The organism is Paenibacillus barengoltzii G22, from assembly GCF_000403375.2.
In the GTDB taxonomy this organism is placed as follows: Bacteria; Bacillota; Bacilli; order Paenibacillales; family Paenibacillaceae; genus Fontibacillus; species Fontibacillus barengoltzii.
The window spans coordinates 897,049-913,542 of the sequence record NZ_KE159652.1; the positions used below are offsets into that span (position 1 = coordinate 897,049).

Sequence of the window (16,494 nt, forward strand, 5' to 3'; positions counted from 1 at the left end):
TCCGTCGTAGGAGGGATTTCCATGTCTTTACAGTTTATACTCGGCCGCTCCGGCAGCGGCAAAACGAGCCTCATTCTTGACCGGGTGACCTCCAAGCTGCGGGAGCAACCGATGGGTCCGCCGCTCATTATTTTAACCCCGGAGCAAGGCACGTTTCAGATCGAGCAGCGGATCGCTACGGCCCCGGGACTGCACGGTACAGTACGCACTCAGGTGTTAGGATTTCGTCGATTGGCGCTGCGCGTCATGCAGGAAACCGGAGGTGCGGCACTGGTGCCGATCGATGATGAAGGCAAGAAAATGCTGCTGTACAAGCTCATGCGCCGCCGCAAAGACGAGTTGAAGCTGTTTGGACACGGCGGAGACCAGCTCGGATTAATTGACCGGATCGCCGGGCTGTATACGGAAATGAAGAAATATAACGTGGATTTCTCCGCTTTGCAGGAGCATTATCATCTTCTGGAGCAGATCGAAGGGGAGTCTCCTTTATTAAAAGATAAAATGCACGATTTGAGCCTCCTGTTCGCGGAGTATGACGAAGAACTGTCCCGCTTGTACATCGACAACGAGGACCATGTCGTCAAGCTGGCGCAGGGGGCCAGCGAGTCGGCTTATTTGCGCGGGGCGGAAATTTGGATTGACGGGTTTCATACGTTTACCCCTCAGGAATATACTGCGATTCTCGCGCTGCTGAAAACGGCGGCTTCGGTTACGGTCTCACTGACATTAGACCGAGTATACAACGATGGAAATCAGCCGCATGAACTTAACCTGTTCTATACCCCTGCATCTGCCTTCGTGAAGCTGAGCCGACTGGCTGCAGAAGAGGGGATTGAGGTGCTGCCGCCGGAGCTGCTGGAAGCTCGCCCGTTCCCGCGGTTTCGGGAGAGCGAGACGCTTTCATACTTGGAGTCGGCTTACGAGCGACGTTCGCCATGGCCGAAGTCTGAGCCGCCTAAAGATTTAGAGAAGGCCTTGTCTCTGCACCGGGCGGCCAGCCGGCGAGCCGAGGTCGAAGGGGCGGCACGTGAGATGGTGCGTCTCGCCCGGGAAGAAGGTGTGCGCTGGCGGGACATGGCGCTCTTGGTGCGCAACTTAGGGGATTATGAAGAACTGCTTGCTCCAACGATGGAAGCATACGGGATCCCTTATTTCCTTGACCAGAAAACAAGCATGCTGTATCACCCCATGATCGAGTTTATTCGGGCGGCGCTGGACGTTGTGCTTGGGTTTTGGAGATACGAAGACGTATTTCGCTGCGTGAAAAGCGAATTTCTTCTGCCGCTGGACGGCAGCCTGACGCGTGAACATATGGATGTGCTGGAGAATTATGCTCTGGCGAGCGGAATCCAAGGTTATCGATGGTTTGACGGCCGTCCTTGGAAATCGGCGCCCAGCCTGTCGCTGGAGCAGGAGGATCAAACGTCGGCATCCACGAAAGCCATGGAGCAGCTGCAGCTGTTGGAGCGGTGCCGCGCTGCGGTCGCCGGCCCTTTGACCGCTTTTGAGAAAGAAATCCGTAAGGCGAAGAACGCAGAAGATATGTGTGCGGCAGTGTACCATTTGCTGGAGCGGGTGGAAGCCGCCCAGCGCCTGGATGTGTTGGCACACCAAATGGTTCGCGAAGGTAAGCCGCGTCAGGCGATGGAGCATCGCCAATTATGGGGCGCGGTATTGGACGTGCTTGACCAGATCGTAGAGATGATGGGGGACGAGCCGTTGGAGCTGGAGCTCTTTGCCGGCGTGCTGGAGACCGGGCTCAAGGAGCTGAAGGTGTCGCTGGTGCCGCCTTCGCTCGACCAGGTGCTGATCGGGAGTACGGAGCGGACGCGTTCGGGGCAGGTCAAGCATCTGTTCTTGCTTGGCATTAATGAAGGAATCATGCCAGCCAATCTGCAAGAGGAGGGGGTGCTCAGCGAGCAGGAGCGGGAGCGACTGGCGGAGCTTGGCTTGGAGCTGGCTCCGGGGCTGGCCCGCAAGCTGTTGGATGAACGTTTCCTCATCTACGAAGCGTTGTCCGGGGCAAGCCGTTCGCTCTGGCTAAGCTACCCCGCTGCCGATGGTGAGGGGGGTGCACTTTTACCATCGGAGGTGATCCGGCATGTGAAGCGGATCTTCCCGGGACTAAAGGAGCAGCCGCTGCTATTAGCGCCGGGGCCTGTCAGCAGCTCCACCGATCCGTTCGCTTCTCAGCTTGAATACGTCTCTCATCCGGGTCCGACGCTAAACGCCTTAATCGGTCAGCTGCGACTGTGGAAGACGGGAGAGTCCATTTCGCCGCTGTGGTGGCGTGTGCTGGAATGGTACAAGTCCCGACCGGAATGGGAAAGCAAAACGGCTCGCCTGCTGACCTCGCTGGATTATCGTAACCGGGTGCGCGGTTTGACGCCGGCAACGAGCCGACGGCTTTACGGCAAACGGCTGCGGACAAGCGTATCGCGGATGGAACAGTTCTCGGCTTGTCCGTTCGCGCACTTCGCTTCACATGGGCTGAAGCTGAAGGAACGCCAGCTTTACCGGCTGCTAGCGCCGGATATCGGACAGCTGTTCCATGCGACGCTCAGTCAGATGGCGATCACCTTCAAGGCGCAAAACCGCAGCTGGGGCAGCCTTACGCCAGAGGAAGCGATTCAGGCCGCCAATTCGGCTGTTGATGAGTTGGCACCTAAGCTGCAGGGCGAAATCCTGCTTAGCTCCAAGCGCTACGGTTATATTTCCCGCAAGCTGAAAGCGATCGTTGGTCGGGCTTCGTTAATCCTTGGCGAGCAAGCGCGTCGCGGCAGCTTCGAGCCGGTTGGCCTGGAGCTGGATTTTGGACCAGGGCGGCCCTTGCCTCCGCTGACGTTTGAGCTGCCCAACGGCTGCGTGATGGAAATCGTCGGCCGGATTGACCGTGTGGATATGGCGGAAGGCGAACAAGGCCTGCTCTTGCGGGTCATCGACTACAAGTCGAGTCAGACCGACCTAAAGCTGCACGAAGTGTATTACGGCTTATCTCTACAAATGCTCACCTATCTGGACGTTCTGCTGTCCTCGGCGGAAGCCTGGCTGGGGCAGCCCGCCCTTCCTGCCGGCACGTTGTATTTCCATGTGCATAACCCGCTGCTGCAAAGCAGCAACGGCATGAGTGCGGAGCAGGCGCAGCAGGAGCTGCTAAAGCGATTCAAGATGAAGGGCTTGCTGCTCGCAGACCGGGATGTGATCGCGAAGATGGATGCCCAACTGGAAAAAGGCTATTCCGATATCATTCCGGTGGCCATTAAGGCGGATGGCGGCTTCTACAGCAGCGCCTCGGTTGCAACGCCGGAGCAGTGGGATACGCTGCTGGGTTCTGTACGGAGGACGATTACGGAAATCGGCACGCGCATCACCGACGGTGACGTGCAGATTGCCCCATATCGACTTGGCCTGGAGACGGCTTGTACGTTCTGTCCCTACAAACCGGTGTGCCGCTTTGAGGAAGCATTGGACGGCAACGCATATCACGTCCTCGGCAAACCGGGCAAAAACGAAATTTGGCAGCTCCTCGGACAGGAGCGCGGAAAGGAGGCGAACCCTTCATGACCATCCCGACGAAACCAAAACCAGCTGGAAGTTACTGGAGTGATGACCAATGGCGGGCGATCGCCTTGTCCGGCGGTGACATGCTGGTGGCCGCAGCCGCTGGGTCCGGCAAGACAGCGGTGCTCGTCGAGCGGATTATCCGCAAGCTGACGGACCGCGAACAGCCGCTGAGCGTGGAGCGGCTGCTGGTGGCTACGTTTACCAAAGCCGCCGCTGCGGAGATGCGGGGTCGGATCACGGAAGCGCTGGAGAAGGAATTAGCCAAGGACCCGGGCAACGAGTACTTGAACCATCAGCTGGCCATGTTAGGGCGCGCTTCGATCACGACGCTCCACTCGTTTTGTATGGAAGTTATTCAACGCTATTACACGCTGATCCCGCTCGATCCAGGCTTTCGGATTGCCTCGGAAAGTGAGACAGCGCTGCTGCGTCAAGAGGTGCTGGAGGAGCTGCTAGAGGATAAATACGGAAGTGAACCGGCGGACAGCCCGTTCTTGAAGCTGGTGGATCTGTTTGGCGGAGAGCGCACCGATGCGGCGGTCTTTACGCTGGTGCAGCGGCTTTATGACTTCTCGCGCAGCCATCCTTGGCCAGATCACTGGCTTCAGGAAGCGTCTTCCGCTTTTATGGCTCCAGATCTCGCTGCCCTAGAGAAGAGCGCATGGGTCCAAAGCCTATTGGCCGATACGAAGTTGGCGCTGGGAGGCGCGATCAGCTTGCTGACGCAAGCAAAGGCGCTGGCGTTATCTCCGGGAGGGCCGGAGCCGTATGCCGTCACGCTGGAGGATGATCTGAACGTGGTCCGCTCGCTGCAGGAAGCGGTGGCAGGCGGAGCTTGGGCTTCGTTGTATGACGCGTTTCAAGGGGGGAACTTTGGCAAGCTGAAGCCGGTCAAGAAAGACCAGACCGATCCGGAGGTACAGGAGCGGGTAAAAGCGCTGCGAGAAGAAGCGAAGAAGACAGTCACCGATTTGCGGACGCAGCTGTATGGTCGACCGGCGGAGGCGTTTTTGCGGGAGATGCATGACATGGCTCCACTGCTTGGTGCATTATCGGAGCTCGTGAGTGAATTTGGAGAACGTTACCGGCTGCAAAAAGTGTCCAAGGGCTGGCTCGACTTCTCCGACCTGGAGCATTATTGCCTGCAAATTCTGCGGCATCCGGATTCGGAGCCGGGCGAGCTGCGACCGTCTGATGCGGCCTTGGAATACCGCCGGCAATTCGATGAGGTGCTGCTGGACGAGTATCAGGACACCAATACGGTGCAGGAGACGATTGTACGCTTAATTTCCCGGGAGAACCCGGGCAATCGGTTTATGGTTGGCGATGTGAAGCAGAGCATCTATCGTTTCCGCTTGGCGGAACCCGGGCTGTTCCTGGAGAAATATCGAACCTATGGCGACGATTTTGACGGAGCCGGGCTGCGCATCGATTTGGCGCGGAACTTCCGCAGCCGGCGCGAGGTCGTTGACGCGGTGAATTTACTGTTCCGACAGATCATGAACGAGAGTGTAGCGGAAATATCGTACGATACACGGGCCGAGCTGGTGTATGGGGAAGGCTTTCCACCGCAGGGAACCGAGGATTATCGCCCAGAGCTCTTGCTGATTGATCGTGACAACGGATCAAGCAGCGGTTCAGACTCGTTCGATAGCAGAGACAGCGAACCCTTGGACGGCGAAGGCGGGGACGAGGAAGATGAGGCTGCGTTGATTGAGGCGGTGCGGCTGGAAGCCCGCGCCATTGCAGCTCGTATTCGCGGGATGTTGGGCGAAGGCGGTGAACCGCTGCGCATCTACGACAAGCAGCTGCAGACGATGCGTCCGGTCGCTTTCCGAGATATGGTGATTTTGCTGCGGTCGACGTTGACCTGGGCGCCGGCAATGATCGAGGAGCTTCGAGTGGAAGGAATTCCGGCGTACGGGGAGTTAAGCCAAGGTTATTTTCAGGCGTCCGAGGTTGAAACGATGCTGTCGCTTCTGCAGGTGATCGACAATCCGCTGCAGGATATTCCGCTGGCAGCGGTGTTACGTTCGCCGCTGTACGATTTCTCTGAGGAGGAGCTGGCGGACATACGCCTAGCTTCCCCAAGCGGCCGTTACTATGAGGCGGTTCTGGCACGAGCAGCTGTTGGGAATGCGGAGTTGGCGCGAAGCGACAGCAGAGAGGGAGGCAATGGAGAAGCCTCCGTGTACCAGCCGGAGACGGACCCGGTTGAAACGGCTAACGATGCATTAGCGCTGAAGCTGCAGGCGTTCTTGCGGCAACTGGAAGCGTGGCGAAGCATGGCACGGATTGGACAGCTGAGCGACCTGATCCGCGAGATTTACCGGGAAACCGGTTATCTGGAATGGGTTGGCGGCTTGCCGGGCGGAACCCAGCGTCAGAGCAACCTGCAGGCGCTGCTGGATCGGGCGAGACAATACGAGGTATCGTCTTCGGCGCCCGGGTTGTTCCGCTTCTTGCGTTACGTTACTCGACTGCGCGAGAACGGCGGCGACCTTGGGGCTCCGGGCGATGCCGGGGAACAGGGCGACGGCGTGCGCATCATGACGATTCACAAAAGTAAAGGCTTGGAGTTTCCGGTTGTGTTCGTCGCCGGATTGTCCAAGCAATTTAACCGTCAGGATCTGAACGCACCGTTTCTGATGCACAAGGAGCTTGGCTTTGGTCCGAAGTACGTTGACGCGAACACACGCGTCAGCTACCCGACGTTGCCGAACCTGGCGATCCGGCGGCGGGCACAGATGGAGTTGTTGGCGGAGGAGATGCGCGTTCTGTACGTGGCGCTTACCCGCCCGAAGGACAAGCTTGTACTCGTCTCTTCGGTCAAAAATCTCACCAAGTCCGTCGAAGCTTGGGGCGGTGCGCTGGAGGCGAGTGAGCAGCAACTGCCGGATTATTTGCTGGCGCGGGGACGCTGCTATCTCGACTGGATTGGCCCAGCGCTGATCCGCCATCCAAGCGCACGGGAGCTGCGACAGTTCGCCGGGCTGCCGGAGGTTGGTCCTGCCGTGTTGGCGGACAGCCCTTCCGACTGGCAGATCGCGTTTCTTTCCGCCCGCACGGCGGGACAGAACGGAGCGGTGGCAGAAGCGGCTGTCACTGCGGAGACTGCGGCAGTGGATTCGGCGCAAATCAAGGCGTTGCTGTCTGGTCAGCCGACAGCGGTCCTGCCGGAAGAGGCAGAAGACGTCGAGGCGGCTGAGATGAGAGTTATGGTGGAGTCACGGCTCAACTGGACGTATCCTTATGCGGCAGCAAGCCGAGTCGCGGCCAAAACCTCAGTGACGGAGATGAAGGCGCTGTTGTCGCTGCAGGAGGAACCGGCTCGTGACGTCTTCGTAGAAGCGGAGCTATTGCGCGAGCGAGAACAGGCAGAGGCGGAAGAGCAGCCGGAGTTCAAGCTGCATCTGCGCCGTCCGCGGTTCATGGAGCAGCGCAAGCTGACTCCAACCGAACGTGGGGTCGCCTACCATACGCTGATGCAGCACCTGCCGTTTGACGCAGAGCCGGGAATCGCAGTCGTTCAAGCGACGCTGAATCGGTTGATCGAGCGGAAAATTATGACCGCGGAGCAGGCGGCGGCCATTGAGGTGGATAGCATCTCAAGATTGCTGCAGAGCCCGCTTGGCGAACTGCTGCGGCAGGCGGACTGGGTGAAACGCGAGATGCCGTTCAGCTACGGGCTGCCTGCAGCGGAAGCCTCGCCGCAGCTGAGCGGATTGGAAACGATGCAAGATGGATCGCCAAGCGCTGCATTCCAGGAGCTGGACGGGGAAACGGTCCTGATCCAGGGGATTGTGGACTGCCTGTTCGCAGTAGGCGGCAAAGTGTACCTACTAGATTACAAAAGCGACCGAGTGCTGGAGCATCGCGGGGGGGCGGAAGCGCTGGCGGAATCGTACCGGTTCCAGCTGGAGTTGTACGCCCAAGCGGTTGAGGATATCACCGGTTCGACCGTGGATGAGAAATGGTTGTATTTCTTTGACGGCGGCCAAGCGGTGAGATTGTAATCTCCATGGATGCGGGCAGCCAATAAAGGCTGCCCGCCATCTATCCGAAATAGAGTGAGTGCTAGAATGTCGGCGTACTTTGCCGGGATCAAGGGGGAGAAAGGGATGCGCATTTTACATACGGGCGATTGGCATTTGGGGCGCACGCTGGAGGGACGCAGTCGGCTCACAGAGCAGGAGGCGTTTCTGGACGAGCTAGTGCAGATAGTCAAGGATCAGCAAGTAGATCTCGTCTTGATGGCGGGCGACGTGTATGACAGTGTGAATCCGCCGGCTGCGGCGGAAGCGATGTTCTACGATGCGGCGGCACGGCTGACGGAGACCGGCTGCCATCTGGCGGTGATCGCCGGGAACCATGACCAGCCGGAGCGGGTGGCTGCGGTATCGCCGCTGGTGGCGCGCCGGGGCATTTCGTTGGTGGGGCTGCCGGTGCCTGAGGCGATCACCGTTCCTGTGCCGCGCACCGGGGAGACGGCGGTCATCGCTGCGTTGCCGTATCCTTCCGAAGCCCGGTTGTCCGAGCTGCTGGCCGGCGATGCGGATGAATCCGAACTGCGGCTGGCTTACAGCGCCAAGGTAGGGATGTTGATGCGCCAGCTGGCCGGGGCGTTTCGCCCGGACACCGTGAACCTCGCGATGAGCCATATCTATGTGCTTGGCGGCGTGGAATCGGACTCCGAACGGCCGATTCAGGTTGGCGGCGCTTATACCGTGGACCCGTCGGCGCTGGACATCGGCGCGCAATACACGGCGCTGGGGCATCTGCACCGGCCGCAAGCGGTAAAGGGAGCCGGATTAACCCGGTATAGCGGGTCGCCGCTGGCGTATTCTTTTTCCGAGGCAGGACAAGCCAAATCAGTGATGCTCCTGGATGCGGTACCTGGGAAGGAGCCGATCTTGGAGGAGCTGTACTTGAGCAGCGGGAGGCCGCTGGTACGCTGGAGCTGCCGGGGCGGGCTGGCAGAGGCGTACCGTTGGTTGGAAGAGGGAAGGGACGCGAACGCGTTTATCGACCTCGAAATCAGCCTAACCGAAGCGATGGCGCTCAGCGACATCCAGGCGCTGCGTAAGGCTCATGACGGGATCGTCCATATTCGCCCGGTCTATCCGGGACGGGAGCTGCAGGAGGAGCTCGCCTCCCGCGAGAGCGTGCCGGTGCATGAGCTGTTCCGCAAGTTTTACCAGCGACAAACCGGTGGAGCTGAGCCGGAGGAAGAGTTGGTCGAGCTGTTTATGTCCCTCGTCTCCGAAGAAGAGGATGAAAGCGCGGCAGCGGATGGTGCTGTGGAGGGGGGAAGTCGATGAAGCCGATTACGCTAAAATTAGCCGGGCTGCAAAGCTACCGGGAAATGCAGACGATCGATTTTACCGAGCTGTGTGAGACAGGGTTGTTTGGCATTTTTGGGCCGACGGGCAGCGGGAAGTCGACGATTCTGGATGCGATCACGTTGGCCCTTTACGGCAAAGTTGGCCGTGCATCCGGCGGAACCCAAGGGATTATGAACCATTTGGAGGACGCGCTGTTTGTGGCGTTTACGTTCGAGCTGACTTCTGCGGCCGGGACGGAGCGTTACCGGGTGGAGCGGCGGTTTAAGCGCCAGGGCGAGCTGTCGGTCAGCAATACGATCAGTCGGTTTATCGAAATTTTGCCGGATGATGAGGAAAAAGTCATCGCCGACAAGCTGGCTGATGTGACACGTTGTGTGGAGCAGAAGCTCGGTCTCAAAATGGATGATTTCACCCGTGCGGTTGTTTTGCCTCAGGGAAAATTTGCCGAGTTCCTGTCCCTGAAGGGGGCGGACCGACGGGCGATGCTGCAGCGGCTGTTCCACTTGGAAAAATACGGTGACCTGCTAGGGCAGAAGCTGACCCGCAAGGTCAGAGCAAACGAGCAGCGCCGCGCCGAGGTGGCCGCCGAGCAGCAAGGGCTCGGCAATGCCTCCGCCGAGGCGCTGGAGCAAGCGGCGGCAGCGGTGCAAGAGGCGGCGGCGCTCGCCGCCGAGCGGCGCCGCGAGCTGCTGCACGCGCAGCAGCGCTATGACCAGCTCGCCAAAGTGCGCGAGCTGGCGGTAGAGCGCGCCGAGCGAGCGGCGCAGCTGGAGGCGCTGCGCGCGCAAGGCGGCGAGATCGCCGCGCTGGAGGCGAAGCTGGCGCGCGGGAGCGCCGCCGAGGCGCTCAGGCCGGTGCTGACGGCCTGGCAAGAGGCGCAGCGCGCCGCCGCCGCCCGCGCGCTAGCCGCGGCCGAGGCCGAGCAGGCCGCCCGGGCTGCGGCTGCGGCGGCCGCCGAGGCCAGTGCGGCTGCGGAAGCCGCAGCGGCGGCGCTCGGCCGCGAGGAGCCGGCGCTGCTCGTACGGCTCGAGCAGCTGGAGCAGGCGCGCAGCCTGCAGGAGGAGGCCGCGCGCCTTGGCGCCGAGCTGCAGCGGATCGCGGCGCAGCGCGCGGAGGGCGCGCAGCGTAAGCAGCTCCTCGCCGAGCAGACGGCGAAGGAGGAGCAGCTGCTGGCCAAGGCGCAGACACGCCAGCGCGAGCTGGAGCAGCAGCTGAAGGCGACGGAAGTGAAGGCCGAGGAGCGTCAGCAGGCGCAAGCTGCCGTACGGCTGGCCCAGCAGTTGGCCGCATTGCAGGAGCAGCTCGCGCAAGCGGAGCAGGAGGAAGCGGCTGCTCGGACAAGCTTGCAGCAGGCAGAGGGTAAGCTGGAGCAAATCGTTCGTGAAGTTGCCGAGGTGCAGCTATCCAGCCAAACGCTTGCCGGACAGCTTGCGGAAGCTGCTTTGGAGCTGACGATGTTGGAGAAAGAACTGCAGCAGCATGCTGCTGAGCTCACCGGATCCGAACAGTCGCTGCGTCAGGCGCTAAAGGTGCGCGAACGCCATCTGTGGGCAACCCGGTTAGCGGAGCAGCTGCAGGACGGCGAACCGTGCCCAGTGTGCGGCTCCGCGCATCATCCGGCTCCGGCTGAGGCCGAGGACGACGGCGTCACCGGCGGGGAGGCGGAGCTTGAGACGCTCGCCGCCCTGATCGCGGAGGCCCGCGAGCTGCAGTTCGCCGTCGCCCGCGACCGCGACGCGTGCAGCGCGCTGCTGCAGGCGCTGGCCCCGGCTGGCGGCGCCACCAGCGACAGCGGCGGCGAAGCGGCCGCTGCGCCAGGCGCGTTTGCTGCGGGCGAGGCGGCCGCCAGCGCCGAAGTCGCCGCCACCGCAGCTGCGCTCGCCGCGCCGTCTGCAGCTGCGCCTGCCGGCCTCGCGGCCCTGCAGCGCCAGGCAGCGGCGCTAGCCGAGCGGCACGCCGCGTGCCGCCGCCGGCTGGAGGCGCTGCAGCGGGACGGCCGCGCAGCGCAAAGCGCACTGGCGGTCCTGCAGCCGCAGCGTGCCGCTGCCGAAGCGGCGGAAGCCGCGGCTTCCGGCCAGCTGAAGCAGGCGGCCGCCCGCAGCGCGCAGCATCGTGAGGCCCTCGCGGCCAAGCAGCGCGAGTGGGCCGAGCTGTACCCGGGCCTCTCGCCGGAGGAAGCCGCCCGGCAAATGGAGGCGTATGCCGCCAAGGATCGGCTGGCCGAAGATTTGCGGGGGCGGCTGGCTGTCAGCGTGCCGTTTATCGAGGAGAAGACGGCCAAGCTGCAGGCATTAACCGGCGAAATAATCGAGCTGGACAAAACGCTCGTGCAATGGGAAGTACAGGAGCAGGGAAAACAGGAGCTGCTTCGGGAGAAACAGGAGAGATTGCACGCCGTGGCCGGGGAACGACCGGTCGATGAGCTGCTTGCCGAAGCCCGGGAGAAGCTGGCAACCCTTCGTCAGCAGGCGGAACGCAGCCGGGCGATGCAGACCGAAACCGCGGCCCGCAGCCATGAGCTCGCCAAAGCGGAAGCGTTGGCGGCTCAAGCCGCTGCAGCGGCCCGGGACCAGGAAGCCGAGCTTCAGGTCCGCTGGGTTCAGGCGCTGGAGGCTTCGCCTTTTGAGGAGGAAGCTTCCGTATTAAATAACCTGCTGGCCCCGGGCGAAGCGGAATTGCTCGTGGAGACAGTGCAGCAACACCGCAGCCGGGAGCAGGAGCTTGTCATCAGCCTAAGCGAACTGGATGCCAAGCTGTCGGGGCAAACGGTCAGCGACGAGGAATGGCAGTACATTGGAGCGGCCCTCGCTGCGGCAAAAGAGCAGGATGAAGCGGCACTGCAGCTCAAGGCCCGGGCCGAGCGGGACTGGGAGGACCTGCAGGTGCGGCATGTCCGCTGGCAGGAGCTGGAGCAGGTCCGCAGCCAGCTGGAGCATGAAGCCGGGTTGCTCGCTAAGCTGCAATCGGCATTGCGCGGGAACGCGTTCGTTGAGTATGTCGCGGAGGAGCAGTTGATGAACGTCAGTCATGCCGCTTCCCAACGCTTGCGGTTTCTCACGAAGCAGCGGTATGCGCTGGAAACCGACTCTGGCGGCGGCTTTGTCATCCGCGACGATGCAAGCGGCGGCGTGAAGCGCCCGGTGGCGACATTGTCCGGCGGGGAGACCTTCCTCGCTTCCCTGGCGCTGGCGCTGGCCTTGTCGGCACAGATTCAGCTTCGCGGCCAATATCCGCTGCAATTCTTTTTCCTGGACGAAGGCTTTGGAACGCTGGATCCTGAGCTGCTGGATACGGTCATCACCTCACTGGAGCATCTGCATCATGACCATCTCTCGGTGGGGATCATCAGCCACGTTGCCGAGCTGCAGACCCGGTTGGCCCGCAAACTGGTGGTCATTCCAGCGGAGAGCGGCGGGGCAGGTTCCCAAATTAAGCTGGAACGGCTGTAGCTGCCTGAGTAAGGACACGAAACGGAGGAGCAGGATGAAGATACGGGTGCTGATCGCAGATGACAACTCGTTTATCCGTGAGGGAATGCGAATTATTTTAAACAGTTTTGAGGAATTTGAGGTAGCGGAGACCGTAGAGGACGGACAACAGGCGGTCGACTACTGCCGCGCTAATCCGGTAGATGTAGCGCTGCTGGACGTTCGGATGCCCAATATGAACGGGGTGGAAGCAACTCGGCTGCTGACGGAGGAAGGGCTGGCGAAGCCGCTGATTCTGACCACCTTTGACGATGATGAATACATCATGGACGCGATCCGCTTCGGCGCCAAAGGCTATTTGCTGAAAAACAACGACCCGGAACGTATCCGTGACGCGATCAAAAGCGTGTATTACGGCCACAACGTCTTGCAGGACGTGGTGCTGGATAAGCTGAAGCAGACGCTTGCTTCTGGCGGGGCTTCGCAGGATACAGCTGTATCGCCTCCGCCGGAATCGGCGAGCGCGCAATCCAGTACGGCTGCTTCACCGGCGGCCCCTTCCGCTGCGATAACTCCGGAAGGTACCGGTCTGTCGCCAAGCGATCTGGCGCGGTTCACCGAACGGGAGCTGGAAGTCATGTCCCGCATTGCCAAGGGCTTGTCCAACAAGGAAATCGCCAAGGACATTTTTATTTCGGAGGGAACCGTAGCCAACTACATCACCTCGATTCTGAACAAAACCGGGCTGGAGCATCGAACGCAAATCGCCATTTATTACTTGACCGGGAGGGTCCGCTAACTTATGGAACGGTGGAGCATCGGCAATAAGTGGCTCGTGCTGGGCCTGGCCATTGCTTTGATTTATATCAGGGAAGCCTCCCCGTCCTCTTGGCTGATCTTGTTCGCTTTACTTTATTTGGCTCTGGACCTCACGGCGCTGCTGCTTCCCAAAATGGCGTATCGAAATGCGCTGTATGGAGCAATGCTGATCTACTGCGTCTGTTGCGCGGTATACTTCTCTCCGGAGTTCGCGCTGTTGTTGCCGCCAACCTCCTATGAAATGGTCAAGGGAAAGAGCCCGCTCGTCTTAGCTGCGGCGTTGCTTGCGATCCCGCTGCTCTTCCTGAAAGGGACGCTGGCAGTGGTTTATGCGTTTATCGTGATCATCAGTTGGTTTAATCGATATCTTTTTTATCGTCTGTTGCTGAGGTTAAACCGGCAGGAGGAGCAGCTGGACAAGCTGCGTTTGAAGCAGGATAAGCTAAGGAAGCAGTTGAATGACAATGAGGACTTCATTCGGGCTTCGGAATACACGTATAAGTTGGAAGAGCGAAATCGCCTCTCTCAGGAAATTCATGATGGCGTCGGCCACTCGATGACCGGGGCGCTGATCCAGATGGAGGCCGCCAAGCGTGTGCTGCACACTGACCCGGCCGGGGCGGAGAAGCTGCTGCAGAATGCGATTGGCATCGCTCAGGAATCGATTGAACGGATCCGACAAACGTTGAAGAACCTGAAGCCTCCGGTGGAGCAGTTAGGGATCCATCGGCTGAAGAGCGCTGTCGAAGCGTTTGGCAACCGTTCCGGCCTCCAGACCTTGGTCGTCCATAGCGGCGATCTGGAGAAAATTACGCCGCTGTATTGGAAAATCATTTATGACAACGTGACGGAGGCGCTGACCAATACAGCCAAGTACAGTGGAGCAACCTTCGTACAGGTTGAGGTGCGGGTTCTCGGGCAATGGATTCAAGCCGTTGTAACGGATAATGGACGTGGTCAAGACAAGATCGTTAAAGGCATGGGGCTGATCGGCATGGAAGAGCGCGCGGCCTCGGTGAACGGCACGGTCATTGCGGACGGCACGCAAGGGTTTAAGGTGACTACTTTAATCCCCTACGCACCTCCCAAACCATGAAGAACCTCATTGACAGGGGTTCGTCCCCAAGACAATATGAATTTTCTCATGCACAAAGGATGAACTTATGCACTGACATAAGGGCATCCTTTTTTTCTACAATAGGGTCAAGAACGAAGCAGAATGGAGAGGTTGCAATGAACGTTTTAGAGATTCGCGGACTCACGAAAAAATTCGGCGACTTTATCGCAGTTGATAATATGTCCTTATCCGTGCGGGAAGGGGAAATCTTTGGGTTTCTAGGATCCAACGGCGCCGGCAAGAGCACTACGATTAATCTGGTTGCATCGCTGCTGCGACCAACGAGTGGGGAGATTCGCATTTTGGAGAAAGACATTAGCAAGCACAACCGTTTCGCCAAAATGAACCTAGGGATTGTTCCGCAGGATTTGGCGATTTACCAAGATATGACCGCTTACGAAAATGTGAAGTTCTTCGCAGGATTGTACGGCTTGCGGGGAACGGAGCTGAAGGAACGGGTAGAGGAAGCGCTGCGATTTGTCGGTCTGGCGGATAAGGCGAAGAGCTTTCCAAAGAACTTTTCCGGCGGGATGAAACGGCGGCTGAACATCGCTTGTGCCATCGCGCATCGGCCAAAGCTGATCATCATGGATGAACCTACGGTCGGCATTGATCCGCAGTCGCGTAACTATATTCTCACCTCTGTCCGGAAGCTGAATCAAATGGGCTGCACGATCATTTATACGAGCCATTACATGGAGGAAGTTGAAGAAATCTGCTCCCGGATCGCCATTATCGATCATGGCAAAATTATCGCGGACGGCACGAAAGAGCAGTTGATCGCCACGATCACCGACATGAAGGAAGTGCGCATTGAACTGAAACAGGATGGCGAGGCGTTCTTGGGGCTGATCCGACGCTTGCCAGGGGTAAGGACGGTAACGGCGCATGAATCCGAAATTCGCATACACAGCGACCTGTCGGTGGATAACTTGAGCGGCATCCTGAAGCAGCTGATCGACGGCGGGGCGGTCATTCGTTCCGTCGAGGAGCAGGAGCCAAATCTGGAAACGGTGTTCTTGACGCTGACTGGACGCAACTTGCGTGACTAGGGCTGCGATCGTAAACCGATCGCTTTGGGAGGAGATTTGAGAAATGAATACGATATCGATTGCACTTAAGGAGCTCAAGCAGGAGGTCCGCAACCGTTGGACGTTGGTGTTTATGCTCGCTTTTCCGATTGTGCTGATCTTAATTCTAGGCACTGCCCTGACAAATGCCTTTGAGAGTACGGCCCAGATTGGGGATATTCGGGTGTTGGTGAAGGACAACGGTGAGAATCCGGCTTTAACGCAAGCCTTCAAGGCGTTTACCCAAGAGACGGCCGGTATGGGATTAACGTTCGAGCAATTGGCTCCGGGCGCAGACGCTCGGAAAGAGGTTGAAGCCGACCATTACGATGAGTACGTAGAACTGAGTGATCAAGGTGTGTTGCTCTATTTAAGCGGCCGGGATCCGATTCAAGGCAACGTCGTGCAAGGAATGCTGACAGCCTTTGCCCAGCAATACAACGCGATCATGGCCATTGAGAAGAACGCTCCCGGCCAGGCGGAAGGGGCGCTGGCAGCAGGTGCGGCGAATCAGCGGGAATATATCAAAGAGACTTCAATTGCAGCTGACCGTCAGCCGGGCTCCATCGATTATTACGCGATGGCGATGACCTCGATGATCGCTTTGTGGAGCTCGCTATCTGCCAGCCGGCTGATTACCGGGGAGATTCGCCAAGGGACCAGCATGCGGCTAGCAGCCTCTCCGGTTGCCAAGGGTGAGATTTTCGCCGGTAAAGTACTTGGTAACATGGTGACGAACCTGTTGTGCGTCATCCTCCTGATTCTCTTTAGTAAATTTGCCTTTAATGCTTATTGGGGAGAGCATTCGGGCGCGGTGATGGCAGTGCTAAGCTCGGAAGTAATCATGGCCGTTAGTCTGGGTCTCGCAGTAAGCTATGTGCTGAAAGAGGCGGCGACGCAAGGCGTGATCTTGATTTTTACTCAAGTCGCGGCATTCTTAGGAGGAGCGTACTTTCCGATGGGGGAACTTGGTCCGCTGGCGGCGGCAGCCAACTTGTCACCGGTTCGATGGGCGAACGTAGCGATTACGCAAATTATTTATAACAATCAAGTTTCGGCGATGTGGCCGGTCGTAGCTTTAAATTTAAGTTTAGGTATCGTGCTGTTGGCAGCGGCAGCCTGGATGATGCGGCGCAAGGAGGGCCTGTAAC

Annotated in this window: 8 protein-coding genes; all 8 read left to right on the forward strand. The window is 59.3% G+C overall.

Annotated features, from left to right (window positions below):
• Positions 1 to 21 precede the first annotated feature (21 nt).
• The 8 genes from addB to C812_RS04230 all read left to right on the forward strand — a co-directional run bounded on the left by addB (position 22) and on the right by C812_RS04230 (position 16,493).
• The gene (addB, locus tag C812_RS04195; RefSeq protein ID WP_016311443.1) at positions 22 to 3,564 is read left to right on the forward strand and encodes a helicase-exonuclease AddAB subunit AddB; all 3,543 of its coding nucleotides are present in this window, start codon (positions 22 to 24) and stop codon (positions 3,562 to 3,564) included.
• Positions 3,561 to 7,580 carry a helicase-exonuclease AddAB subunit AddA gene (gene addA, locus C812_RS04200; RefSeq protein WP_016311444.1) on the forward strand — a complete coding sequence of 1,340 codons (4,020 nt, stop codon included), beginning with the start codon at positions 3,561 to 3,563 and terminating at the stop codon, positions 7,578 to 7,580. Before addB ends, addA begins: the two co-directional genes overlap by 4 nt.
• A gap of 105 nt (positions 7,581 to 7,685) precedes the next feature.
• On the forward strand, positions 7,686 to 8,885 hold the full coding sequence (locus tag C812_RS04205) for an exonuclease SbcCD subunit D (protein WP_036624667.1): 1,200 nt from the start codon (positions 7,686 to 7,688) through the stop codon (positions 8,883 to 8,885).
• The gene (locus tag C812_RS04210) at positions 8,882 to 12,358 is read left to right on the forward strand and encodes an AAA family ATPase (RefSeq protein WP_016311446.1); all 3,477 of its coding nucleotides are present in this window, start codon (positions 8,882 to 8,884) and stop codon (positions 12,356 to 12,358) included. The genes C812_RS04205 and C812_RS04210 overlap by 4 nt, the downstream gene beginning before the upstream one ends.
• 34 nt (positions 12,359 to 12,392) lie before the next feature.
• Positions 12,393 to 13,136, forward strand: a complete 744-nt coding sequence (locus C812_RS04215; protein WP_016311447.1) for a response regulator transcription factor — start codon at positions 12,393 to 12,395, stop codon at positions 13,134 to 13,136.
• A gap of 3 nt (positions 13,137 to 13,139) precedes the next feature.
• On the forward strand, positions 13,140 to 14,252 hold the full coding sequence (locus C812_RS04220) for a sensor histidine kinase (RefSeq protein WP_016311448.1): 1,113 nt from the start codon (positions 13,140 to 13,142) through the stop codon (positions 14,250 to 14,252).
• A 137-nt stretch (positions 14,253 to 14,389) separates the two neighbouring features.
• A complete protein-coding gene (locus C812_RS04225; protein WP_016311449.1) occupies positions 14,390 to 15,325 on the forward strand; it encodes an ABC transporter ATP-binding protein in 936 nt (311 codons plus the stop codon).
• A 43-nt stretch (positions 15,326 to 15,368) separates the two neighbouring features.
• Entirely contained in the window at positions 15,369 to 16,493 is a 1,125-nt protein-coding gene (locus C812_RS04230) for an ABC transporter permease (RefSeq protein WP_016311450.1), read from the forward strand.
• The last annotated feature ends 1 nt before the right edge of the window (position 16,494 follow it).